This window comes from Bifidobacterium tsurumiense (assembly GCF_000741765.1).
Taxonomy (GTDB): Bacteria; Actinomycetota; Actinomycetes; order Actinomycetales; family Bifidobacteriaceae; genus Bifidobacterium; species Bifidobacterium tsurumiense.
Genome location: NZ_JGZU01000015.1, coordinates 89,933 through 115,132 on the forward strand (window position 1 = coordinate 89,933; position 25,200 = coordinate 115,132).

The following is a 25,200-nucleotide window of genomic DNA, read 5'->3' on the forward strand; positions in this document are numbered from 1 at the left end:
GAATACCGCTATGGCTGCACGACATTACGGACGTTGCGTGCAGGAATACGAAATCGCATATCCGTTGCGCTGATCAGCGTCGGTAATACGGCATATATTGCAAGTGCAAAAGCGCTTCAAAGCAGTAATCCAATAGCAGTACCAAATGACCTTGCGGACCAATATCATCCATCAATCAATACCGAGCAAGCGTGACTTGTGGCAATTGGACATCGACCGCATCTATGCGATTCGTATCACTCCAGCGGGAGCGCATTCAACTTGGAATGCTTGTATGAATACCCGAAATAGATGGCAAAGCCGATTGCCAACCAGACAAGAAAGCGCAACCAGGTCAACACGGAGAGATTGAACATCAGCGCCACATCCGCTATTGCTATCACGATAGGAAGCCACGGATTACCCGGCATCGTGAATGTGCGATGCAGCTCAGGGCGCTTGCGGCGCATTATGGGAATGGAAATCGCCACCAAGGCGAATGCGGAAAGCGTGCCGATATTCACCATATCCGAAAGCACTGAAACATCCAGGAAGGATGCGAATGCGGCAACGACCACACCTGCTGCGATCTGCAGGCCCACAGGAGTGCCTCGTTTGCCGACTGTGGCCAACCGCTCAGGAAGCAGTCCATCGCGGCTCATTGCGAAGATAACTCGTGTCAGACCGAGCAATAGCACCATGACCACGGTGGTCAAACCGATAACAATGCCAAAGGATATGATTTTGGCGGCCCAGTTGGCGCCAACCAATTCAAATCCGGTTGCCAAAGAAGGGGCTGGAGACTGCGCCAATTGCTTGTACGAGACCATGCCCGTGGTCACAAAAGCCACAGCCATATACATAATCGTGATAAGCAACATTCCCAATCCGATGCCCCGAGGAATATTGCGGCGAGGATCTTTGGTTTCCTCAGAAGCCGTCGCCACCACGTCGAAGCCAAGGAATGCGAAGAACACCAATGCCGCTCCGGAAATGATCCCGGGAATGCCATACATGCTTGGCGTCAAGCCAGTCGCCCACTGCCACAGTGGTTGGCCGAGACCTGCGGTGATACTGCCAGGGACGCTGTCAGCAGGTTGCTGGGGAGGAATGAAAGGAGTGAAATTCGACCATTTGATGTACATGAATCCAACAATGACCACGAATGCCACGATTGCAATCTTCACAATGGTCAAAACGCCATCAACACGCGCCGATATTTTGGTCCCGATAACGAGCAAAACCGTGAAGAAACCGACAACGATCATTGGCGCCACATCGAAGTGAATGCTGCCAATGGACATATTGGTGCTGAAATTCCATCCCATGGAATGCATGAAATCATTGAGATACACACCCCAATATTTCGACACCACCGAGCCTGCCATAAGCATTTCCAGGATCAGATCCCAACCTATAACCCATGCCACCACTTCACCGATCGTGGTGTAGGTGAAGGTATATGCCGATCCAGCCACAGGAATCATCGAAGCGAACTCGGCGTAGCACATCACTGCGGCACCGCACACCAATCCAGCAATCAAGAAACTGAGTATCACTGCTGGCCCTGCATGGAATGCCGCCGCTTGCGCGCCAATGGAGAAAATACCTGCTCCGACAGCCACGGCGACGCCCATGACTGCAAGATCCCACGCATTCAGCGTTCGAACCAGCACATGTTGTGCACCACCCTGCTCCTCTTGCTGGGTTTCTGCAATGGCACGCTCCACAGACTTGGTTCGAAACAGGTGCATAACAATCTCTTCGCTTTCATCATCGATACCCGGCTCATGCGCAAGCATCGATGGACCTTCGGTGTACGTCGTAGAACTATACGGCTTGCAGCCTACTGCGGCAAGCCATTGCGTCTTATATTGAAAATTCGGCTCAGGTGATCATCGCCTCACAGCACATCGCAATGCATTCCCGCTCAGCTTTAGCTCTGCTGCAAGCGCATGCAGCAGGCATGCCCCGAACGGGATGCAATCGTGGCTAGCTCAAAGACACCGGCTAAGCCAAGTGCAAACCAACCACGACCGGTTCAGGCACCAGCCTTATGCCAAAGGCTTGCTCAACACCATCCTGAATGCTTTGCGCAAGGGATTGAATATCGATGGCCTTGGCGGTTCCTCGATTGGTCAATGCCAAAGTATGCAAGGTTGACAGGCTCGCAGATGATTGGACCGTGCGCTCGGAAGAGTCTTCCCCCTCATGCGACGCTCCTTGCATCTCCCCTTCGCTTTCAGCAGGACCTTGCACATAGCCATCGAGGGCAAATCCCTTATGGAAACCTGCGTGATCAATAAGCCATGCCGCTGAGGTCTTCACGCCTGCACTTCCGTCCGGAAGCACTGCGGCGAATCGCGGTGCATCCTCAGGCAATGCTTCTGCCTGTCGTTCAGTCACGATTGGATTCATGAAGAAGCTACCGCAACTATGTCTGTTGTAATCGGGCATATCGCCGCCCTGCGCTCGCAAAGCGATATCGAGATTGCTCTGCTTGCGAGTTCCCTGCATCCATGCGGAACGATATCGCGTGGCATCCTCAAGCATTCCCTTAGAAGCCCTGACACGCAGCACTGCAGAACGTATCGCCCGCGTGGACATGCGATCACCAACCTGCACCCCAAGCGCATGCGCCAATTGACCGTATCCAACAGTTCCGGTTTCACTATGCTGCATCGTGAAAGTCACTGATAGCACCACATAGCGAGGAGTCGGAAAATACTGAGTGTCAGGAACTGCTGGCTGAACATACATGCTCTGCTTGAGCAATGAAGTCCGGTAGCCGAACTTCAGATCCTTGCGATCAAGTTCCTGAGTCGTTTTTGTTTGCCTGTCCCAAACCTCGACCGAAGATACGCTTGTGGAGACTTCCTGCCCATACGCACCGATATTTTGCACGACAGAAGCGCCCACTGTGCCGGGTATGCCGGAAAGCCCTTCAACGCCTTCCAACCCCAGCTCAACGCAAAAGGCCACAAAATCATCCCAGTTACAACCAGCCTCTGCATTGACATGCACGATATGGGCTTCCCCTTCAACCGGAGCAGCCTCATCAGGAACGGTTATGGTACGACGCGCGTCCCGAACCACAACGCCTGGGAAGTCATCGTCACTGACGAGCAGATTGGAGCCGCCGCCGATTACCAGCAATGGCAGCCCTTTGGAATCAGCATCTTCGACCGCTTCGATAATCCCCACGCGGGTATCTGGCTCAACGAATCTCGCAATGTGACCGCCGACGCCAATCGTGGTGATATCTGCAAACGCTACTGAATTGGTCATAGGCGTTATTGTAACCGTTGCCACGCATTCTGCATCGAAGGCGAAGAGAAGGCAAGCCAAACTGGACACTACTCAACAACATCCACCCCTGAACCCCGCCACTATACGAAGAGCCGCAATACCGGTAGGTTCAGAGCGTGCCAACTCACACTATCTTGAGCTGAAAAAAAACCCGACCGAAGTCGGGTTAAAGTCTGTAAATGCTCAGCGGGTCTCGCGGTGCACAGTCTGCTTGCCGCAGCGAGGGCAGAACTTATTCAGCTCAAGACGATCCGGCGTGTTGCGGCGGTTCTTCGTCGTGATGTAGTTACGTTCCTTGCACACAGTGCATGCCAGCGTAATGCCCGGACGGATGTCGGCGCTCTTGCTTGCCATTTCGTTCACCTCTGTGTTCGTGTACTTACCGATTATTTTCGGCTTTGTAGCGAGGAAGAGACTCGAACTCTTGACCTTACGATTATGAGTCGTACGCTCTAGCCAGCTGAGCTACCCCGCCATGAGAGCCTCGAGTGAGAATCGGACTCACGACCTCTTCCTTACCAAGGAAGTGCTCTACCACTGAGCTATCGAGGCGTGGCGGATAGTGGATTCGAACCACTGAAGCACGAAGCGGCTGATTTACAGTCAGCTCCCTTTGACCGCTTGGGAAATCCGCCATGTTTCCGTCAGCGACCTAGGCCGCAACCGGCAACTTGGCTATTGTGCCACGGCTGGCCGACGAATGCAAGCCAAGACACGCCGAAGCGATTCCAAGCACTTGAACAATCGTTTTTCGTTGAAATACCAACGTTTAACAGACACCAACGCACTGCGATCACGCATCTACTCCGCTCATAGAAGATCGAGAAGCCCCGATGTCACAACGCTCCATTCAAGTGGATCGAGGCCCTCCGACCTTCTTGGCGGAGTATGCAGTCTTGGCTATTTCCGCCTATTTTGCCGGAGTGAAATGGCTCATCACCTCAATAACACCATCATTGGCTTCCGGCTCCCCGATGGATATGCGAATGCCTTCCCCGCTGAACACACGAACGGATAAGCCGTACCCAACAAATGCCGCTGCGACCTCATCGGTGCGTTCCTGCAATGGCAGCCAGAAGAAGTTGGCATAAGGCTGGGGGAACTCCCAACCCTGTTCACGCAAAGCCACTACCACACGATCCCTCTCGGCCAGAAGCTGCTTCACCCGCGCATCCAGTTCCTCCTGGACATCCAGAGAAGCCAGCGCGGCCTTCTGGGCAAGATCGGTGACGGCAAACGGCAATGCGACCTTCCTCATGCCATCCACCACATCCTCAGGAGCCACAGCATACCCAATACGCAGTCCCGCGAGGCCGTATGCCTTGGAGAAGGTCTGAGCCACCACAACATTGGGATATTGGCGGAACAAATCCATACCCACTGCAGTGTCTGCACTCGTGTTGAATTGAATATATGCCTCATCCATAAGCACCAGCACATCAGAGGGGGCAGCCTCCATAACACGTCTTGCCTCGTCAACGGTTAACGCAGTCGCCGTAGGATTGTTGGGATTATTCAAAATAATCAAACGAGTGCGATCATTGATCGCTGCGATAATGCCGTCAATATCATGACTGCCATCAGGCCTATTCGGTATCTGAATACTTTCCGCACCGGCTGTTGCCACGATTATTGGGTATGCCTCGAAACTTCGCCATGGATAGATGACCTCGTCACCAGGCCCTGCGACGAGCTGCACCAGTTGTGTGATGACCTCAGTGGACCCGCATCCAAGCACAATCTGCTCAGGCTTGACATCATGCAATGCCGCGAGGCGCTCCACGACCTGCCAACCACGCATATCCGGGTATCGATTGATGCGAGACAAGGATAGCGATTCAATGGCCTTCACAACACTGGGTAGAGGCTGGAATGGATTCTCATTGCTTGAGATTTTGAACGACTTATGCCCCTCGACGGTTGGAGCGGGCTTGCCCTGCTTATAGCTCGGAATGGTGTCGATTATTGCACGATGTTTGAATGCCATGCACCCATATTATCCCTCAGCATGCCGCAAACCCTTGGTATTCCGCGCCTTGGACAAGGAAGGCATCGATTATGCAGAGTTCTCGAGGCATCCCGCAATATCAATCTGAGCAACTGCCCGCACATAACAAATGGCTCCTACGGCATCACACCGCAGGAGCCATGACAACGACTATGCTCAGCCCAGAATGGCCAGAACGTCGCGAGAAGACACGATCAGGAAATCCTCGCCCTGATAGTGAACCTCGGTGCCGCCGTACTTGGAATACAGCACCTTGTCGCCAACCTTGACATCCATGGGGATGCGCTCGCCCTTGTCGTCACGACGACCAGGACCAACTGCCAGCACTTCGCCCTGCTGCGGCTTTTCCTTGGCATTGTCCGGAATGAACAGACCGGATGCGGTCTGAGTCTCGGCCTCCGCCTGCTTGACGATAATCTTATCTTCCAACGGTGTGAGTGAGATCGACACTGTGGACCTCCTCTTTCTAAAGAGAAATCAATAATTGCCGCGCCAGGACATCGCTTCCAAGAGGCTGACGATCACTTGTGGCGCCGTCCCTTTGCGCTACCGCTCATCGTAGCGCGATTATTAGCACTCTGCCAACTCGAGTGCTAACGCTGAGAGTGAAAACTCTTGTCAAACCGTGCGACGTGCCAAAACCGCTTCAAGATCGGCGCCGAGTGAATCTGCCGTTGCATCGGGAACGTCAACCTGAGCATGCACTTCTGCGTTGTGGAATGCAGAAGTGTCATCACTCTGGTTTTCCGATTGCTTGTCACTCGCCGAATACGCTTGCGCAGAACGATTTCGTTGCAAATCAACGTCATCCACCGCATCCGCTTCGAGATCAGAATCGGAGCGTTCTGGCTCTTCCTGAGGCGCAACGGCCTTGGCTACCTGCACAGTAGATTTGATCTCCATGCTCTCAGGTGCCTGATAATCCTGCTCTATGCCATTGCGAGGCGCGCCCAGAGAGAATGAGATGAGATCCTGAGCGGGAACCGCCATATCAAAGACATCAAGGCTTTTCGCAGGATGCACCTGATGCAGTTCGTCGGTGGCATCGGAAGCCTGGCTCTCCTCAGCAATATTCAGACCCTCGTTATGCTCAGCGCCCTCTTCATGAACCGCAGGGGACTGTGCGTCCAACTCATCGTGAGACGCCTGCTTGTACTCAGCGACAGCCTGCACATCCACTTGACCGGATATCGGCTGCTTGACATCAACGGGCTCTCCAACGTTATCCTGACGGCGCTCCATGGCACGCGCCTTATCCATCTGGGCTCGACGCAACGCTTGCCTAATCTCCCGCTGCTCCAACACATCTGTGGGCGCAGAATCTTCGGCTGATTGTGTCACTTCATCACGTTGCAGCCGCTCACCGGCTGCCGACCGTTTTCCCTCGGCATCCCCCGCAACCGGTTCCTTGGTTGACTTTCGTTGTTCAGCAACTCGCTGTTCCCAATGCCTCGCCTGTTGTGCAGCCCTTGCCCCCAAAGCCAATACCACCGCCAGCAAAACGACAGGGATGACTGCAAACCAAGGGCTGAAGTGCAAGGCAAAAGACCCTGCGAAAACCAGAATGGTGACAACCACTAAAGCAGCAACCAGCATTTGGCGACGGCGAATAGCCTGGCGGCGCATTTGACGAATCTGCGCAATACGCTCCTGAGTTAGCCGAGCGCCACGTGCCTGCTTTGGCTGCATAGTAGCCCCTTTCATCTCGGGCGTATACCCATCGGAGAACCGAGTACCACTCTGTGCATCCACCAAGTGCAACGACGAGGAATACCTGTCTTCGCGATGCTCTATCACCCGCTTCATGCTGTCAACTGTCCTCTTGGGCAGCCAGACGACCATCGCAATTACGACTATCGCGAGTACAACAATGGTGCTCAACGATCCGTAATCCATACTCCCCAAGAATAGAAGACTCCTTGACCTTTTGTCGTGTTTAATCTCGGGCGTGTCGTGTTATCTGCCGCACCGCAAATCCCTCGCCACGATCCTCTGCCAACAGACTATACGCGTCATGATCCTGCCATCGTCCGTTCACATACATATAACCACGACGGATGCCCTCATAAGTTGCACCGACTTTTTCAGCAACCCGATGCGAGCGCCGGTTGTTGATAAGCATATCGATTTCCAAACGATGCAGCTTTGGTCCGCTGGACTCTCCCAATGCCCAGTCGGCAAGCATCGCCACTGCAAGCGGCATTATTCCTTTGCCTGCATAGGCATGGTCCATCCAATATCCCACGATCCCGCTGCGCATTGCCCCATAACTTATTGCACCGAGAGATATCTGTCCAACTATGCGCCCTTGATATGTCACGGCAAAAACGACACCTGCGCCATCCCTTTCCTGTTGGCGCTGCCACTGAATCCACTCATTAAAGGACATTCCCGAACCATATTCTGGATCGCCGGATTCCCAAGGCGCCAACCAAGCTTCATTGCCCCAACGCACCCTTCCCCATTCACGCGCGTCATCCGTAGTCAGCGGACGCAATGCAATAGGCAACGCGCCTTCGGGCGCATAGAGGATCGAAGGCATATGAATGGCACGAGGTGACGAAGGGGCCAGAGCCTGACGCAAAGAACGCAAAATGCTCATTGTCCCATTGTGCCACTGTTGACGCCGGTTATTCGACCATTGCCAAGATTTTATTTGCGTTCAAGCAACCATACTCCGCGCCTAGGCTATGTTCCCAGCTATCCACCATGTGCTAGAACGGATTTATGGACGAAATCGCATCCGCAAAACAGGAACTACGCCATGCAGCTGCTGCAAGACGCCGCTCTATCCCCTCATCCCAACTGGAGTCAAGTGGGACTGAACTTGAGAACATGGCTGCACCATTCATCGACGAGCTCCCTCAGGCCGCCGCCATCGCAGCATACATTTCCATGGGAACGGAAATACAAACCCTGCCTTTGCTCCGTCATATTCTTCGATCCGATCGACGTGTGCTTGTGCCACGTTTGGGATCGGGGATGGAAATAGGTTGGAGTGAAATTGCGGATGTCGAAGAGCTTGATCAGCTGACCGATATGCCCCGGCGCGCTTCCGGAGGACTCAGGCCTCAGGAACCAACAGATACCGTGACTTTGCCGCCTGATGCACTCGCAGAAGCCGCTTGCATTCTTGTGCCAGCCTTTGCAATAGACAATCGCGGCATCCGTCTGGGTCGCGGCGCGGGATGGTACGACCAAGCGCTTATTCATCGTGATCCACAATCCACTTTGCTCGGTATATGTTGGCCTTGGGAACAGCGTGAAGAGCCTTTGCCTGCACATGATCATGATGTGCCAGTGCATGGAATTCTGACCACGGACAGCTTTGGGTTGCTGTGAATTACCATCTGGTGTTTGTTCGCGCGTCGCTCAATGGCTGCAGCTTCACACTAAGGTCTTATGGTCGGGACTAGGATATGTACGAGTTTGACCTTAGCTTCGCATTATTCGTCTAAGAAGGAATGAGCATTGCCTACATATCACTACCGCTGCAAGAACTGCGGTTACGACTTCACCGAGCAGCAGTCATTTTCCGATGATCCCATCACCGTATGCCCTCAGTGCGGAGAGGAACAGGTGCACAAAGTGTATTCAGCACCTCCTATTTCCTTTAAGGGACATGGTTTTTACCGCACTGACTCAGGTTCTTCAAAATAAGGCCTGATCTCGGTTCTCGTCTTCGGGGCTCTCGTCTTTTGAGATGAGAGCCTCAATTCTTTTCACAACGGTTTTCAATGGATTTGCCTTGTCCATGAGTGCATATCCTCAATATGCTTTCTCACGAGTTACTGCTCGACAAGTCATCGCCCCGCACGGCTCACTGCAGGTGTCAGACAATCGTCTTTTTCATCGTCCCGTAAGAAGCACCCGCAAGCACCCCACAAACGGTCACACAAAGCTTCCTGCATGCATCACAACACAACCCATACATCCCCACAAGCTCTCTGCAAGCACCACGCAAGCTCCCCGTTCGCTCTTCGTAAACGGTCACAAGCCCCCCCCTGCACTGCGCCACATCGCAACCCATACATCCCCACACAAATCTAGCTCAGCAAAGTCCACCAAGAACACCTCACACATTCTGCCCATTCAGTTTCGAGCTTCGGAACCGGAGTGTTGTTGTATTGTCGACCGCAGTATCGGTGGGTCTATGGGATTATGCCGCTAGCTGCCATATCTATGCGTTTTCGATCACCTCGGCCAAACGTTGTGTTCAATAGTTATGCCGCCAATTGCCACATGTGATCTTGACGATGGGGAATTATTCTGTTCATAAGTTCATAAGCACTTGCACACAATACTTCCGACCACATGCATGGTTATGATTGATTTCCCTGCAGAATTATCATCACATCCATGAATCCTCCGACCACATAACTGCTGCTTGGGCCGGTGTGTGCATTCCATCAGGCATGATCCCTCTATGGATATGTTCCAAGATTTATTTGCTCATATACGCGCATCTCCGAACAAGAAGGGTCGCCGAGGTTCCAGGAGACTTTCTCTCAAGCGCCGTCGCCAATGGTATGCCATTCGCCATGGCATCAGCGCCGCGCTCATCGGGTTATTGGTGTTGCTTTCCTACGGCGGAATTGCGAGATTGGTAGGAACCGTCACCGTTCCTGTTGCTTCCCAACATATTCTCCGCGGATCGACGCTTCAAATTTCCGACTTCCATCACAGCGTTATCCCGTCAGGCGGTTTTTCCGGATCACTGTTAAGCGATGCGGAGGTGCTCAAGCGTATTGCCCAAGTCGATATCGATGAAGGGACAGTTCTCACAGCACAACTCTTGCGGGAAGAGCCGGTCCTTCCCGACCAGCACACGGCAATTGAAGTGCGGGTCGTCAATATGCCTGAGTATCTGCTCCCCGGAGATCGCGTCGAGCTCAACTCATCCGCTGGGTGCGCGAGCAGCGGGCTTGCTGACAATGCGGATAACGAGCAGAAGTATGTTGAGCCAGACATTCCTATAGAGCTTGATGGCTTATCTCAGCAAACAGACGATACATCACACAATATGGCGTGCACATTGAGCGAAAAAGGGCTTGTGCTGCAGATTCCCCACACGGCAACACCAGGTGATGCGAATACGATTATTGTCGCCCTGTCGACTGAAGAAGCCTTTCAAGTCTTGCATGCACTGGAGGCCGGACCGGTTATTGCCGTGCGAGTCGAGAGCTGAAACATCATGAGTTGAGTCTCACACGAGTTCGGCCGGTACCCGCTTATGCATGATACCGGCCGAACTTCAATCATTATTGCCTAGGTTTGTTGAACACCGCCCAATGAGGCGGCAACTCTCCTAAGATGCGCTCATCGTCATCAGAGCGTTGTTGCTCCTTGGTACGCAGATCTTCTGGATCAAGCTTGACACCATCAGCGTCAAATAGCTCACTGCCTTGCCTCACCACACGCTTGTGTTTGCGTGCCGATCTGCGCGATGCGTCGTACCCGCTCATCGAATCTCCCGATAGATTTCACCGATTCTCGCAACTATCCGGTCGACTTCCTTATCGGGATTCACGAATGCACCCACGCTCCACACTGTCATGACCGACCATCCCAGTGTTTCCAGATCCTGCATGATCATACGATGACGTTCACGGGTGGATTGGATTCCCATAAAGGCAGCATCGTCGGTGAGCACGGCAAGTGCGAATGGCTTATTGTTCAGACCAATCACCAAAGGAATGCGTAGACCTTTTTCGAAACCATAATTGACGGCAACATTCAAACCACGGGCGCGAATTCGTTCTGCCAGGTCATTGAACAACACATTGTCACCGGATTGAAGGATTTCAGGTTGAACCGGAGCATCTTCCAATCTTTCAGCCCAGCGCAACATCGTCTTCAGCAGCCTTGGACCGGGCTGGTGAATTCGCTCGTCATCCATATCTTCGGAACCGAACGCCGCTATGATATCGACATTGCGGTCGGCCAAAGCCAAGGCATCGAGCAGCATTCCGCTGCCTCCCCCGCCTTCCAAAGGACCGAACTGCTGAATAAGACGACCATGTGCGGTTTTTGCATAGCTCAATGAAAGGATGACATCCGTTGCTCGAGCTCCCGCGACCTCGTCAATTCCGACCAGTCTGACATGGCGTAAGAACCGTCCCATAGCGGCATTCTTCGCCGCCAATGATTTCAGTTCAGCTCCCAAACGTGTGCGGAACACGCCTGTCAAAGTGACCACCGTCAACACATAACCGGCAGGGACGATTGTGAAAGTCGAAGCACGACGGGTGATAGCGGCAACCACAGCATCGATTTCCTGCTGGCTGCTTTCCACCAAACCAGTCGAAAGCACGGGAACGCCATTGGCCTCCACCCTCTGGAAGCGCACCGAACCTTGTGCTCCTTCGACAGCAACGTCATTGCGAATGGAACCATATCCCTGTTCCTCAAGGAATATGGACAATTGAGCCGGACGACGCGAAGGACGAGACTTGACCGTGACTCCGGGGAGCATCGAGATAAGGGTCGCCACGCTTTCGGATGTGACTGTTGCACGATGCGCCAACACAATCACATTACGCGCCCTGCTCACAATGGACAGCAACTGAATCGCAGGCATATGCGCACCTGCATCGATTATGGCAACATCAGCCATAATCTGAGGCTCGCTGAGCGTCACCAAAGTCGCAGGAGTCGCCATGACAATAGGCTTGGCTGCTGCAATGATCTGCGGATGATCGCGCCTAATCCGACTGAGCGGCATATGCGAACGCCCTGCAAGAATGGTGTGCAGCTGGTTAGCCTCCTGCGTGCGGGAGAATAACAGTTCGCAAAGTCTGCGCATCACTTCTTGCTGAACCATAGGACCGATACTACGGACATGCTCAATATCAACTTGTGCAAATCGGTCGGCTGCCGTTTGCATCACCGAACCATCCTGGTTGGAGATAATCGCAGATGAACGCACAATATCCTCAAATACCGTGGTCCACCATGCCAGATGCAATTCTCCTTCCACGGCTTCGACAGGAATGCGACGATTGCGTAGGTCTTCAACCAGATCCTTCAACCCGATTGTGTTGAATTCCTGCTCCAAACGGCAACGCCCCGGCAAGGTATCCAAAGCCAGATGATCGTCATAAAGAGCTTTGAGCCGCTCTTCAACGGTATTGAAGTCAAGAGTCTCCAAGCTTCCGCCCTGAGGAGTGCTTGCCAACACCGCATTCAACGCGGTGATATTGCTCATAAGCGACTCTTGAGTTTCAACGATCGCGTCCAGTTTAGGAGGCAGTACCGGCCATCCTCCATGAGGCACGAACATTCGCCACTGCTCCGCTTGACGAGCAACCACTACGAGTGCATCATGCAGGTTCTCGACCTGTCGCCCGACTCGCAACAGGCTCTTGGCTTCCTTGACATGGCGACGGCGCTCCCAGAAGCCCATATTAGTACCCTCGGCCTTGCGCACGGCCTTCGACTTGCTGGCTTCGATCATGGCGTTGATATCGCGCTCAAAGATCTCAGGCTGGAACACATCGAGCACCCGGCGAAGGTTCTTCAGCACATTGACCTGACGTCCCCACTCCTGAGCAGTTGCAGGAATCGGGAAGCCACAGGTTTGCACTGTGGTCTCCACCTGTTCTCGCGTCAAAGGCAACAACTTGCGCAACACATCCACTACGCGCTGATATGCATTGACAGCCTCGTCCTCGGAATAGAGCGAAGCGCCAAACCAAGCGGTATCCGCAGGGCCAATGGTGAATTCACCGAGCTCCCCAGCCTGCTTGAGCTTGTCGACCCACTCATCCATATGTCCGTTCAGCGAACGTGCCGTGTCGATGCCCAAACGCACACGAGTGGCGGGATGAGTCGGCAAAACGGCGATACTGGCCAGATTTTGAATGGTTTGGTAGGCAGACACTCCCCACCTGTCGTTGGCACCGTGCAAATCGCCGAGATATCTGGTCAGTCGAGAACGAACACCGACTAATTCATCAGAAAGCTGTTCAAAACGAGAGGTGGCAACGCCCGGTTGGAAGCCAACTGCCGCTATCAACTGCCTGTCAATACTCGATGCAGCATTCTCATCGCTGGCATCAAGCAAAATATCTGACATTTCATTGGCCTTGACCGCCTGAACAAAGCGTCTCTTCTGATCTGCAACACATGGCACATACATCACGGAACGGTTATTCATCACACAGCGGGCGGCAATAGCCGCGGCCTGCTGCGCAGTATCCTCACCAACCGCTGCATCGACAAAGAGCGAATGCCCCGAAGCCGCGACATGGGCCGCATATCGCACTGTATTGTCGACATCGCCTACTTCGTATTCCGTATGAGGATCGCCATCAAAAGGACTATATGTTGCGATCGGAGCTTCTTTGAGCTCTGCTTTGGCATGCTCATCGCCTGCCAAAGCATCAAGCACAGTATTGCCCGTAGGCCCTTGGGACAAGGCATCGATAATGCGTTGGCTTTCGAGCAGGAATTGAGAGCCGGGATCCATAAAGCATCCCAGCACAATATTGCGCTCAATATCGAAGTCTGCGAACGCCTGTGAGGCTTTCTCCACTATGACCGCGAACACTGCCGAAGTCTCCGGCGTTCCGCTCTCGTAATTCGCGCCATCGAACAGTTCGTCTTCATCCAAATCAACATGTTGTTCACGCAAAGAAGCCACGAACGCAGGATTGAGTTTGACACGACCGGTGAATTTAATCGTTGCATCGATTTCTGAACCGCCTGGCTTGCGGACCACATCCACCGGATACATCAGCACTGGAACGGCATTGCCTTTCCAAGTCGCCACCCCCACAACCAGCGACAATTCAGCCAATCCGCTAATCCGACTTTTCACGGCGCAATCATCCACAACCCGTTCGAGTCTACGTCCGGCAGCACGAAGCATTCCCGCGTCACGGAACAGCGAATCCAAAGGCGCGTGTCCGCTGGCAAACAACTGCGCGATTCCCGATGGATGCGCATGGGTCATATCCAACTGAGCAGTGAGCTGACTGATATCTTCCAAAGGAGATGGAGCCAATCGGTTACGATACTGCTCTCTCCAGTGGTGCATTCGATTCACAGAAATGTTAGTTTGCATGGTTTCGCTCATGCCTTGACTCACTTCCCTACTGCTTTGAGATATTCGGCATAACCCGCATTGTGAGCGAGTGCCTCGTCGATATCACTATTCCCCTGTGCGGCAAGCCATGCATACAAATCGTCATATAGCGACGGATTCATGGCCAAGAATGGCAATAACTGCGGATGGCGGGCCATCTCGAATTGAACGCGGAAATCCCCTGTTCTTTTCGCGTCATCGGAGGTCAGACCATCGACTTCAACGCTTGGTTCCCGAGCTGAGATTTCACCCTTGGAGACCCTGTCGAATACCGATCCAGGCTCGAATACTGGCGTGAATGCTGTGGCAGCACTCTGCGTGGATGCCTGACGGTATCGATCGTGATCTTCGCCAGCCCCCTCGGAGACCGAACCATCCGCAACACTATCGTCAATAGGAGTGAATACTGCAGCCGTTTGCGCACTGCCATCATGATCAGACTGTTCGTCTGATTCATCGGTGTTTTCTGCAGCAACATCCACCGCTAGTTCATCCGCGTCCGCACCTTCGGTATCTTGAGCCGTGTCCGCATCCTGTGCAGGCTCACCTTCAGACAGTCCGAAGGTGTCAACAACGCTGCGCACTTCCTCGACGGGAGCCGCGGCTTGGGAGTTTGCTTCGTCGCTTTCGACAGAGTCCCGTTCTTGCACCGGTGAATCAGTCTGCGCATCGATCCTGATGGGCATGGTCGTTTCAACAGCAGGAAGTTCAGAAGCTGATTCCTCTGTCTCAGCCTCGAAACCCGCATTCTGCCCAACTGTCTGCGCATCAGCGAACAAATCACGCGGCTGAGGATCTTCCTGCAGCCCAGGTTGCGTAATGTTTAAGGACAGCGTTTCAACAGGATGCGCAGCTTCCTCGTCTCCATTTGCACCGGCCAATGCATTGGCGAGATCCTGAGAGGAATCCTGTGATGTTTCGCTTTGGGATTGTGCCAATGGCTGGAAAGTCTGCATCGAGGCAGCTTGCAACTCACTGATTCGCTCCGATACGGTTTTGGCTCGGAACATGCTGGTAGGCTCTCCCGCGCGCAAGTCGAGAATATCGTCCACTGACATGTCGGCGGCATCTGGCTCAGGCTTGTTTTCATCGGATGCGTAGGTGAAGAGGTCTGGCACTTCGGCATCATCTTCGTCGATATCATTGGTTTCGATGCGAATGAAATCAACCGGAACATCGCCGAATTGCAGCCTGAATGGCGATGATGGCAGCGGAACATCTTCGTTGGCCTTCAGTCTCATCAACTCGCCATTATGCATCACCGCGTACGATCCATTGGTTGAATTCATATCGCGAACGCTGGCAGTTCCCGTTTCTGAAACCGTGAACAACGCATGCCGTTTTGACATGGAACGAGTGGAATCCTCGATTTCAATGCGCGTAAAGCCGTCATCTGCCAGCGGTCGAATCGGTTTTCGACCGATTTCCACGCTTTGCCCGGGTTTGATCCCGGTGTGACTGATGCCGTTTACTGTGATGATCCACTGCTGCGCGGCTTGCTGCTCTGTCACCTTGATGGCCTCCCTTTCGCCCATGCACACTATCTGCCATTGTGTCATGTTCCACGACGATTCACGCCGAGTTATGGCCGAATTGACAACATTCGCGCATATCCGGCGATTTTCAACCCTACGATACGCCGTGGCTCAAACCTTACACGCCGTCAATGTGCCAAACTACACGTCTTGTCGCCCATTGAAAAGACCTATTGATTGGCCCAAAACATTCCGCGTGTTCACATAAACCCGATACGCGTCAAGCCGTCAGCCGACACTGCGAATTTGAGAACGCCTCAGCCCCCGGTCAGGCAAAGAAACATAGGAGAATCAGATACAAGAAACCCCACCATCGCAATCTGCAACGGCGGGGTTATAAAGCGTAAAGCTCTTACGCAGTAATCATATGCGGCTCAAGCCGCGTACATTACTTGAGCTCGACGGTTGCGCCAGCTTCTTCCAGCTGAGCCTTGGCCTTCTCGGCATCTTCCTTCTTTGCTTTCTCCAGAACGGTCTTAGGAGCGCCGTCCACGAGGCCCTTGGCCTCAGCCAAGCCGAGGGAGGTGATTGCACGCACGGCCTTGATGACCTGGATCTTCTTGTCGCCGACGGCGGAGAGGATGACGTCGAACTCATCCTTCTCTTCCTCAGCAGCAACTGCAGGAGCAGCAGCAGCGGCAACAGCGGCGACCGGAGCAGCAGCTTCGACGTCGAACTTCTCTTCGAATGCCTTCACGAACTCGGAGAGCTCGACGAGGGTCATCTCACCAAAGGCTTCCAGCAGCTCTTCGTTGGTGTACTTAGCCATTTTGGCTTCCTTTCAATCTTGGTAACAGGCTGATTGAAGAGGTACCTGCTACCACACGTTTTGTGTTGTTTTTTGCCTTATCATGCAACGACCTCATAGGCCGATGCGGTGTTATCAGGCGGCCTTTTCCTGCTTTTCGCGCAGCGCATCGATCGTACGCACAGCCTTGGTAGGCAGAGCGTTGAACAGGTACGCGGCCTTGGACATCGTGGCCTTGATGTCGCCGGCGAACTCGGCAAGCAGCTGCGGGCGAGACTTGAGATCTGCCAGCTTGATTGCACCCTCAGCGTCGTAGACAGTGCCGTCTGCGGCGGCACCCTTGACGATAAGAGCCTTGTTATCCTTGGCAAAGTCACGCAGGATCTTTGCAGCCTCGATGAAATCACCCTTAACAAAGGTGATAGCGGTTGGACCAGCGAGGATCTCATCGAGTCCCTCGATGCCCGCTTCCTTGGCGGCAATACGAGCCAGCGTGTTCTTAGCCACAGAGTAGGAAGTATCGCGGCCTAGCTTTTCGCGCAGATCAGAAATCTGCGGAACGGTAAGCCCGCGGTACTCGGTCAGGTAGACCGCATCGGCTTCACGGAACTGAGCCGTAAGCTGTGCGACCACCGCTTCCTTTTCGGGCCTCTTCATGGCGTTCCTTCCTAAGTCGGCCGTTGACTGGAAGTAACGCTCACCAGGCAATAAAAAAGCCCCGCGCACAGGCGGAGCAACCTCTCGTGAGTCATAGTGACCACGCAAATGCACTGTTGACAGTGCGGTACTCAACCTGCGCTGGCTTGGCGAACCAAACTTCGAGGGTCTTACGACCCCAACCAACGGTCTGTGGTTTACAAGAGTGATATGCTATGCGACGCCATGGACGGACATGCACACGGCGTGTCTTGGTCAGTGATGGTCTCAATAGAGTGTTCATCGTAACGATCCAGTACTCATATTCATATTCACATGCAGCACCCCTGTATGCCCCTTTGCAAACCATTCATTCGGAGGTCTTAGAGTTCCGAACTCCACTGCGTGCGCACCTATACCGCTACTGAACAACACTCTTGAATAATGCATTCAAGCTTGTCAAAAACGCGCGTCACTGACGCATCTATCTGAACTTGGGAATGCAGGAAACGATGTGGACGAGACCATGCTGCGTTTCGTCAACATGACATCGCATAGTCGCCGTTTAGGCACCCGTCGCGAATATGAATCCTTCACTTGGAAAACTGCACACAACGATTATCAATTCGACAATGACCGCCCCTTACAAGAGGAGCGCCCTCTCAATGGGGCACTCCTGAGTGATCGATCAGTTCCACAGACCGCTGCATATTAAGACCACATCACATTGTTCGCGGTCGATGAACCTTACAGCATTGCCTGCAACACGAAGTTGAGAATGAAGAGGGCTGCGACAATCCAAACCACTGGATGGACTTCCTTGGCCTTCTTCTTGCAGGTCATCACGATGCAATACATGATGAAGCCAGCGGCAATGCCGTAGGAGATGGAGTAGGCATAGGCCATGAACACGGCTGCGAAGAATGCCGGGATTGCCTCGGTGATGTCATCCCATGCGATCTCCTTGAGGCTGGCCACCATCATGCAGCCGACCATGACCAGCACACCAGCGGTTGCGGCTGAAGGTACTGCGGAAATAACAGGGGCGAGGAATGCAGAAAGCGCGAAGCATACTGCCACAGTGACGGAGGTCAGACCTGTACGTCCACCTGCGCCGATGCCTGCTGCGGATTCCACATAAGTGGTGGTGTTGGAAGTACCAAAAATAGCACCGATGGAAGTGGCGACCGAATCAGCGAACAGCGCCTTATCCATCTTGGAGCTGAAGCCATGTCCGCTTTCCAGTGCACGTTCGTCTTCTTCGGAGAAGATGCCGGTACGGCGACCGGTTCCGATAAAAGTACCGATCGTGTCGAAGGTATCAGACATTGAGAATGCAAAGATGGTTACCAATACCAATGGCAGACGCGATGCATCAGAGAACAAGGCAGGGAATCCTTCTGCAGAGAAGATTGCTCCGAAGGTCTGGGGAAGCTGGGCGAAAGTATCGCCGATGGACACAGAATCAGCCATAGAGGTGACTCCGAAAGGAATTCCTAAAAGCGTCGTGATGATGATGGAGAGCAGCAATCCGCCCTTCACTTTCATAACCGTGAACACGATGGCAAGGACTAGACCGATGAGGAACAGCCACAGAGTCGGATTATTCAATGTTGCCAGACCAGGCACCGCTGTCGTAGCCAGACCCTGGCCTGCGGCTTCCTTGTCATTAGGAGTGAAGGTCACCAGACCCACATTGAGCATACCCACATATGCCACAAACAAACCGATACCACCGCCAATGGCATGTTGCAGCATCGGAGGGATGGAACGGATGATCATCTTACGAATACGGGTGACGGTGATCAAGATATTGATCAGACCGCAGAGGAACACCATGCACAGCGCTTCTTGCCAGGTGAAGCCCAAGCCAAAGCAAACCGTATAGGTGAAGAAGGCATTCAAGCCCATGCCTGCCGCCTGAGCATATGGCACATTGGCGAACAGACCCATGATCAGCGTGCCGATTATGGCTGCGATAATCGTGGCCAGGAACACGCCACCCCAAGGCATGCCGGTATTCGACAAAATGCTTGGGTTGACGATGATGATATACGACATGGCGAAGAAGGTCGTGAGGCCAGCGATGATCTCCGTAGATACGTTGCTGCCATTCTCCTTCAAATGGAAAAACTTTTCCATATCTTCTTTCCTTGGGTTGTGCGGCGACGCATACGTCAAGGCATGCGATGCCGGCGAGAATTGCGACTCGCCCGGGAAACCGCGCAGCACACCGACGATGAAAGATATCCCAGGACTCTTTTCACCGCCAATGGACGGTTTCCGAACGCATCAACTCTACATCAAGATGCAGTCATGTCAGATGGATACCGAAGCACAACATCGCACAGCATGAGACAATATGCCCAATCCTCCACAAATATCATCTTTGATATGCACGGGCTAGAATGGAAAGTGAGACGATAGCAATCCCAACTGTCAACGGCGACCCTTAGGACTTCTTCCGCTATCGAGATTGGAAGGAACGAAACTTATTTCTGAGGCTTGTGGGCTTGAAATACTTCATTATTCAAGCCTGCAAGCCTCGGCTTTTTGTGGCCTGACCTTCGTTACTACTACGCAAGCTTTCTTGCTCATTCATTTTCGTTACGCACATATGATGAAAAACCAGAATCCGATGCACCCATGACCCTTCAGTGATGGCCAAACGCAGCCAAGAGTAGCTAACAAAAAGGGTCGCACCATAGGTGCGACCCCGCAACAAGAATCAGAAACGATCAGCCGAAACGACCGGAGATGTAGCGTTCGGCTTCTTCGTTCTGAGGGTTGTTGAACATCGTCGTGGTGTCTGCAAAATATGTCAGGTGGCCTGGCTGACCGACTGCCTTCAGATTGAAGAATGCAGTGTAATCAGCAATACGAGCGGCCTGCTGCATATTGTGCGTCACAATGACGATGGTGTATTCCTTCTTCAATTCGTTAATCAAGTCTTCAACCGCCAAGGTGGAGATGGGGTCCAGAGCCGAGCAAGGCTCGTCCATCAGCAACACTTGCGGGTGAACAGCAACTGCACGTGCAATGCACAGACGCTGCTGCTGACCACCGGACAGACCCACACCGGGGTTGTCGAGGCGGTCTTTCACTTCGTTCCACAGATTTGCACCGCGCAACGCCCACTCAACAAGATCGTCTGCATCAGACTTGTTGATCTTGCGGTTGTTCAGCTTCACACCTGCCAACACATTCTCGCGTATGGACATGGTTGGGAATGGGTTTGGACGCTGGAAAACCATGCCGACATCGCGGCGCACTTCCACCGGATCCACATCCTTGGCATACAGGTTGCGGCCTTCCAGCAGCACCTCACCCTTGACATGAGCGCCGGGGATGATTTCGTGCATACGATCCAAAGTGCGCAGCACCGTTGACTTGCCGCAACCGGATGGTCCGATGAATGCGGTCACCTTATTGGGTTCGATCTCGATGTTGACATTCTCCACGGCAAGGAAGTCACCGTAGTAAATGTTCAAATCCTTGACATCTATTCGTTGTCCCATATCGTTTCCTTACACTGCTAACGATTCAAGCTTAATACGTTTCTGATGCGACTAACGTTCCGTCTTCACCGCGAACACCTTGGCCACGATGCGACCAATCAAGTTCAGCAACAGAACGATGAGGATCAGCATAAGCGCTGCAGCCCATGCTCGTTCCATCGGAATGCTGGTGACGCAGGATGGACCCGCAGATGCCGGGCAAGTCACGGACAGAGTGCTGTACTGCTGATAAGCATATACAGGCAAAGTGGTCATTTGCCCTGAGAATAGATTCATATTGGTTGTCGCAATATAACCTGCTGTCATCAGCAAAGGAGCCGTCTCACCAATAACGCGTGCGATTGCCAAGATGACACCGGAAACGATGCCCGGCAACGCCGTACGCAACACAATCTTGGTGATGGTGCGTTGCTTGGTGACACCTAGTGCATATGAGGCTTCTCGCAGATCATTCGGCACCACTTTGAGCATTTCTTCGCTTGATTTCACCACAGTAGGAATCATCAGCAGAGAAAGAGCGACCGAACCTTCGAAACCGTTGATGGTTCCTGGACCGGCAATGATGGTAAACATCGAGAATGCGAACAGACCTGCCACAATCGATGGGATGCCGCTCATCACGTCGACAAGCAAAGACACTGACTTTGCGAGGCCACTGCGGTTGGAATACTCCACCAAATACACTGCACACATCAAACCGATGGGCACCGAGATGACCATGGCTCCAAGAGTGATTTCCAAGGTACCGATAATGGCATGAAGGATACCGCCGTAACCTCCCGAAGGCGTCGGCTTTCCACCAATAACGCCTGACATATTATATGACAGGAAGTTCAGGTTCAAACGCTTCATACCGTTTGAGATGGTGGTCCACAGCAACGAAATCAAAGGAATCAAGGCCACTATGAAGGCCAAGCCGATGAGCAGGCCCATCGCGAAGTCCTTGCGCTTACGCGCAGCGGTATGAGAACGCGATGGTTTGAACTTATCGAAATCGATGACTGGAGCTTTATCCATTGGCGATTGTTCTACCGTTGACATCACACGCTCGCTTTCTCAACGATCTTCCGGGCGATGAAGTTCACCAGGAAGGTGATCAGGAACAGCACCAAACCGGTACCGATAAGAATCGACACGCCCAATGCATTGGCTTCAGGATACTGTGAAGCGATATTTGCTGCGATGGTCTGGTTCTTGGATGCCTGAAGCAGATGAGCGGAATAGGTCAGACCAGGCGAGAGAATCATCAAAACCGCCATGGTCTCGCCCAAGGCTCGTCCAAGGCCAAGCATGGAAGCTGAAACCATTCCGGAACGACCAAAGGGAAGCACCGCCAACTTAATCATTTCCCACCGGGTAGCGCCCAATGCCAACGCGGCTTCTTCTTGCAAACGTGGAGTTTGAAGGAAGATATCACGAGACAGAGAGGTGATGATAGGCAAAATCATTACGGCCAATACCAAGGCGACTGTTGCAACAGTGCGAGGAGGATTGGCGGCAGGGCCTGCAAAAATCGGAATCCATCCGAAATAGGTGGCTACCCAATTCCAGAAGGGGTAGACAGCAGGAACCAGCACGATGCCGCCCCACAAACCGTAAATAACTGAAGGAATAGCGGCCAGAAGATCAATCACATAGCTCAGAGCCGTGGCCAACCGCTTTGGGGCATAATGCGAAATAAACAGTGCAATGCCCACTGAAATAAAGAATGAAACTATCAATGCTGAAGCCGCAACCAATACGGTGCCGAACATCAGCGGACCGACAAACTGCCAGAAATTATGGGCCTTGTTGCCGGTGAAGGACTCAATTGCAGCAACGTTCTGCGCTTGATCGCCGCCAATCAGCGGCCACGCCCTGAACAACAGGAATAAAGCCACAGCGGCAAGTGTCACCAGTATCAAAATACCGCAGGCGTAGGCCACACCTTTGAACACCTTATCCGCGGTCTTTCCTCCCGCTGCAGTCGTTGCGGAGTTACTTGCCGAACTCACACGCTCTCCTTAAACCTTCGCACTCACGCTGTTCAAAAAGAACACACGTTTTCCTTTTCGATCCGATTATCGGAGCCAACCGACGGCTGTTGGCCGTAACCAGCAAATGAGCGGTTACGACCAACAGCGCACGATCTCTTTAGTTCATTATCGTCCATATCCGTCAATTTGGCGAACCGGACTCACCGTTCACTCAGTCTTGATGGCGGCGATGGACTCGTTCACCTTGGAGCGCATGGTGTCGCTCAGTGGTGCGGAACCTGCGTTGTCAGCAGCAACCTGCTGGCCTTCTTCGCTGGTGACGTAGGTCAGCCAAGACTTCACGAACTTGGCGGTTGCAGCATCCTTGTATGCCGGGCACACCACGTCGTAGGAGACGAGAACCACCGGGTAAGCGCCGGAAGCGGTGGTGTTGTGGTCGAGCTTGACAACGATGCGGTTGTCACCGGTAGCGGTGTCGTCCAGAGGAGAAGCATCCACAACCTTGGCAGCAGCCTCAGCGGAGTAAGGAACATACTCTTCGCCGACCTTGACAGCGATGGTGCCCAAGTCGCCGGCCTTGGAAGCATCGGCATATCCGATGGTGCCGTCAGCCTGGCTGACGGTGTTGATCACACCATCAGTACCGGAAGCGCCCTGACCAACCTCGTTCGGCCAGTTCTCGCCGACGTCGTAGGACCATGCATCAGCAGCAACATCCTTGACGTACTTCAGGAAGTTCTTGGTGGTACCGGACTTATCGGAACGGTGCACCACGGTGATATCGGTATCTGGAAGATCGACATCGGAGTTCTGCGACTTGATGGCGTCGTCATTCCACTTGGTGATCTTGCCGTCGAAGATCTTGGCGATGGTCTCACCATCGAGGTTCAGGTGCTTATCCTTGCCGGAAATGCCGTCGAGGTTGAACACGATGGCAATCGGGGAGATGTACACAGGAACTTCGAAAGCAGTGGCATCGGAAGCGCACACGGACTTCGACTGGGAAACCTCATCATCGCTCAGCGATGCATCGGAACCGGCCCATGCAACGGCACCGGTCAGGAAGCTGGCCACGCCAGCGCCAGAACCGCTTGGGTTGTAAGAAATCTTTGCATCAGGATTGTTGCCCTGATATCCAGCAATCCATGCCTCAACAGCAGACTTCTGTGACGAAGCACCTGCGCCCGAGAACTCACCCGAAATCTTCTCCGTCGTATCGGTGGAAGCAGTGCTGTCGCTGGAGGCGTTGTTGTCACCACAAGCAGCCAAAGCGGCCATCATGGCCAGGCCGGAAACAACGGCCATTGAACGGACAAGCATACTTTTACGCATAATTCTCATTCCCTCGTATCGAATGATGGCGGCGGTCACCGCCTGGTTGCGTGCTATCAACAACTGGAACTCACTCCTGACCATGAGCATGGCACGCTCGCATGTTCATGACAATTCAAGAGTATGGGATATTCGCGTGGCTGGATACCGAAATGGGTAAACAGCTGGTGAACAGTTCACAACTGCATGATACCGCTTACTTTTCAGTCCAGAGCCCTCAGGTGATTCCGGCGACCCCAGAAAATGCAAAGGCCACCGTAGCATCCACTTCCCCACCATATGAATGGTCACAAGGGTTATGAACGCTGCGATGGCCGTCTTATACGCAGTCGCTTGTGGGTTTTAATGCTCGGGTTCGTCGATCTTGTAGCCCAAACCTCGCACTGTTGTGAGATATTGCGGTTGCGCAGGATTGCTCTCGATTTTGGATCGAATACGCTTGACATGCACATCCAAGGTCTTGGTGTCACCGACATAATCAGAACCCCAGATGCGGTCGATCAATTGATGACGCGTCATAACACGACCCTTGTTCTGCATCAGGTACCCGAGCAGCTCGAATTCCTTAAGCGGGAAGAACACCGATTCTCCTCGTACGGTGACCTCATGCTGACCAACATGCATGACGATTTCGCCGCATACCAAATCGATATCATCCCTATCGGCGCCATCATCGTTGGCCACAGCTTGGTTACGGCGCAGTACCGCGCGGATGCGGGCCAATAGTTCCCTGAATGAATATGGCTTGGTGACATAATCATCGGCTCCGATTTCCAATCCGACGACTTTGTCGATTTCCGCGCCCTTTGCCGTCAGCATGATAATCGGCACCCTGCTTTGTTCACGAATGCGCCGGCACAATGCAATGCCGTCAATGCCAGGCAACATCACATCCAACAGCACCAAATCAATACCGCCTCTGGTAAAGAGGTCGAATCCTTCTTCACCACTTGCTGCGGCACTCACCTCATAGCCTTCGCGTGTCAACTGATACACCAGCGGCTCGCGATATGACTCCTCGTCTTCCACGATGAGAATTCGTGTCATTGTTGTCCTTTCGGATGAACTAGC

The 25,200-nt window shown here is 53.1% G+C and carries 21 protein-coding genes and 3 tRNA genes; 3 read left to right on the top strand and 21 right to left on the bottom strand.

Annotated features, from left to right (window positions below; translation table 11 throughout):
* Positions 1-236: 236 nt before the first annotated feature.
* The 10 genes from BITS_RS06305 to BITS_RS06350 form a co-directional block, all read right to left on the bottom strand.
* On the bottom strand, positions 237-1,733 hold the full coding sequence (locus BITS_RS06305) for an amino acid permease (protein ID WP_026641565.1): 1,497 nt from the start codon (positions 1,731-1,733) through the stop codon (positions 237-239).
* A 256-nt stretch (positions 1,734-1,989) separates the two neighbouring features.
* On the bottom strand, positions 1,990-3,267 hold the full coding sequence (locus tag BITS_RS06310) for a UDP-N-acetylmuramate dehydrogenase (RefSeq protein ID WP_026641566.1): 1,278 nt from the start codon (positions 3,265-3,267) through the stop codon (positions 1,990-1,992).
* 204 nt (positions 3,268-3,471) lie between these two features.
* Entirely contained in the window at positions 3,472-3,642 is a 171-nt protein-coding gene (gene rpmG, locus BITS_RS06315; RefSeq protein ID WP_026641567.1) for a 50S ribosomal protein L33, read from the bottom strand.
* Between the two features lie 47 nt (positions 3,643-3,689).
* A tRNA-Met gene (locus tag BITS_RS06320) sits at positions 3,690-3,763 on the bottom strand.
* Between the two features lie 5 nt (positions 3,764-3,768).
* Positions 3,769-3,840, bottom strand: a tRNA-Thr gene (locus tag BITS_RS06325).
* A 1-nt stretch (position 3,841) separates the two neighbouring features.
* Positions 3,842-3,923, bottom strand: a tRNA-Tyr gene (locus BITS_RS06330).
* A gap of 275 nt (positions 3,924-4,198) precedes the next feature.
* Entirely contained in the window at positions 4,199-5,275 is a 1,077-nt protein-coding gene (locus tag BITS_RS06335) for a histidinol-phosphate transaminase (RefSeq protein WP_026641568.1), read from the bottom strand.
* A 177-nt stretch (positions 5,276-5,452) separates the two neighbouring features.
* The gene (gene groES, locus BITS_RS06340; protein WP_026641569.1) at positions 5,453-5,746 is read right to left on the bottom strand and encodes a co-chaperone GroES; all 294 of its coding nucleotides are present in this window, start codon (positions 5,744-5,746) and stop codon (positions 5,453-5,455) included.
* Positions 5,747-5,914: 168 nt separating this feature from the next.
* Complete coding sequence (locus BITS_RS06345; RefSeq protein WP_026641570.1) at positions 5,915-7,192, bottom strand: hypothetical protein; 1,278 nt, start codon at positions 7,190-7,192, stop codon at positions 5,915-5,917.
* A 40-nt stretch (positions 7,193-7,232) separates the two neighbouring features.
* On the bottom strand, positions 7,233-7,898 hold the full coding sequence (locus tag BITS_RS06350) for a GNAT family N-acetyltransferase (RefSeq protein WP_026641571.1): 666 nt from the start codon (positions 7,896-7,898) through the stop codon (positions 7,233-7,235).
* Between the two features lie 125 nt (positions 7,899-8,023).
* On the opposite strand from BITS_RS06350, the gene BITS_RS06355 reads away from it, so the two are divergent.
* The 3 genes from BITS_RS06355 (at position 8,024) to BITS_RS08745 (ending at position 10,484) form a co-directional block, all read left to right on the top strand.
* Entirely contained in the window at positions 8,024-8,638 is a 615-nt protein-coding gene (locus BITS_RS06355) for a 5-formyltetrahydrofolate cyclo-ligase (RefSeq protein WP_044259617.1), read from the top strand.
* Positions 8,639-8,767: 129 nt separating this feature from the next.
* Positions 8,768-8,956, top strand: a complete 189-nt coding sequence (locus tag BITS_RS08955; RefSeq protein ID WP_081693468.1) for an FmdB family zinc ribbon protein — start codon at positions 8,768-8,770, stop codon at positions 8,954-8,956.
* Positions 8,957-9,722: 766 nt separating this feature from the next.
* Positions 9,723-10,484: a CpaB family protein gene (locus BITS_RS08745; RefSeq protein ID WP_026641572.1), complete on the top strand. Its 762-nt coding sequence runs from the start codon at positions 9,723-9,725 to the stop codon at positions 10,482-10,484.
* 73 nt (positions 10,485-10,557) lie between these two features.
* Here BITS_RS08745 and BITS_RS06365 read toward each other — a convergent pair whose 3' ends face one another.
* From BITS_RS06365 to BITS_RS06425, 11 genes are all read right to left on the bottom strand, one after another.
* Positions 10,558-10,761 (bottom strand): hypothetical protein, encoded by a 204-nt coding sequence (locus BITS_RS06365; protein WP_026641573.1) that lies wholly within the window; start codon positions 10,759-10,761, stop codon positions 10,558-10,560.
* Entirely contained in the window at positions 10,758-14,375 is a 3,618-nt protein-coding gene (locus BITS_RS06370; RefSeq protein ID WP_044259674.1) for a helicase, read from the bottom strand. Before BITS_RS06370 ends, BITS_RS06365 begins: the two co-directional genes overlap by 4 nt.
* An 8-nt stretch (positions 14,376-14,383) precedes the next feature.
* A complete protein-coding gene (locus BITS_RS06375; protein WP_238556559.1) occupies positions 14,384-15,895 on the bottom strand; it encodes an FHA domain-containing protein in 1,512 nt (503 codons plus the stop codon).
* 412 nt (positions 15,896-16,307) lie between these two features.
* Positions 16,308-16,688 carry a 50S ribosomal protein L7/L12 gene (gene rplL / locus BITS_RS06380; protein WP_026641576.1) on the bottom strand — a complete coding sequence of 127 codons (381 nt, stop codon included), beginning with the start codon at positions 16,686-16,688 and terminating at the stop codon, positions 16,308-16,310.
* A gap of 114 nt (positions 16,689-16,802) precedes the next feature.
* A complete protein-coding gene (rplJ, locus tag BITS_RS06385) occupies positions 16,803-17,324 on the bottom strand; it encodes a 50S ribosomal protein L10 (RefSeq protein ID WP_026641577.1) in 522 nt (173 codons plus the stop codon).
* Between the two features lie 726 nt (positions 17,325-18,050).
* Positions 18,051-19,445 (bottom strand): NCS2 family permease, encoded by a 1,395-nt coding sequence (locus BITS_RS06395; protein WP_026641579.1) that lies wholly within the window; start codon positions 19,443-19,445, stop codon positions 18,051-18,053.
* A gap of 596 nt (positions 19,446-20,041) precedes the next feature.
* Positions 20,042-20,821, bottom strand: coding sequence for a phosphate ABC transporter ATP-binding protein PstB (pstB, locus tag BITS_RS06400; RefSeq protein ID WP_026641580.1), 780 nt, complete (start codon positions 20,819-20,821; stop codon positions 20,042-20,044).
* Between the two features lie 51 nt (positions 20,822-20,872).
* Positions 20,873-21,862 (bottom strand): phosphate ABC transporter permease PstA, encoded by a 990-nt coding sequence (gene pstA, locus BITS_RS06405; RefSeq protein ID WP_034533460.1) that lies wholly within the window; start codon positions 21,860-21,862, stop codon positions 20,873-20,875.
* The gene (gene pstC / locus BITS_RS06410; protein ID WP_026641582.1) at positions 21,862-22,815 is read right to left on the bottom strand and encodes a phosphate ABC transporter permease subunit PstC; all 954 of its coding nucleotides are present in this window, start codon (positions 22,813-22,815) and stop codon (positions 21,862-21,864) included. Before pstC ends, pstA begins: the two co-directional genes overlap by 1 nt.
* Before the next feature lie 189 nt (positions 22,816-23,004).
* Complete coding sequence (gene pstS, locus BITS_RS06415; protein WP_026641583.1) at positions 23,005-24,129, bottom strand: phosphate ABC transporter substrate-binding protein PstS; 1,125 nt, start codon at positions 24,127-24,129, stop codon at positions 23,005-23,007.
* 342 nt (positions 24,130-24,471) lie between these two features.
* On the bottom strand, positions 24,472-25,176 hold the full coding sequence (locus BITS_RS06425) for a response regulator transcription factor (RefSeq protein ID WP_026641585.1): 705 nt from the start codon (positions 25,174-25,176) through the stop codon (positions 24,472-24,474).
* Between the last annotated feature and the right edge of the window lie 24 nt (positions 25,177-25,200).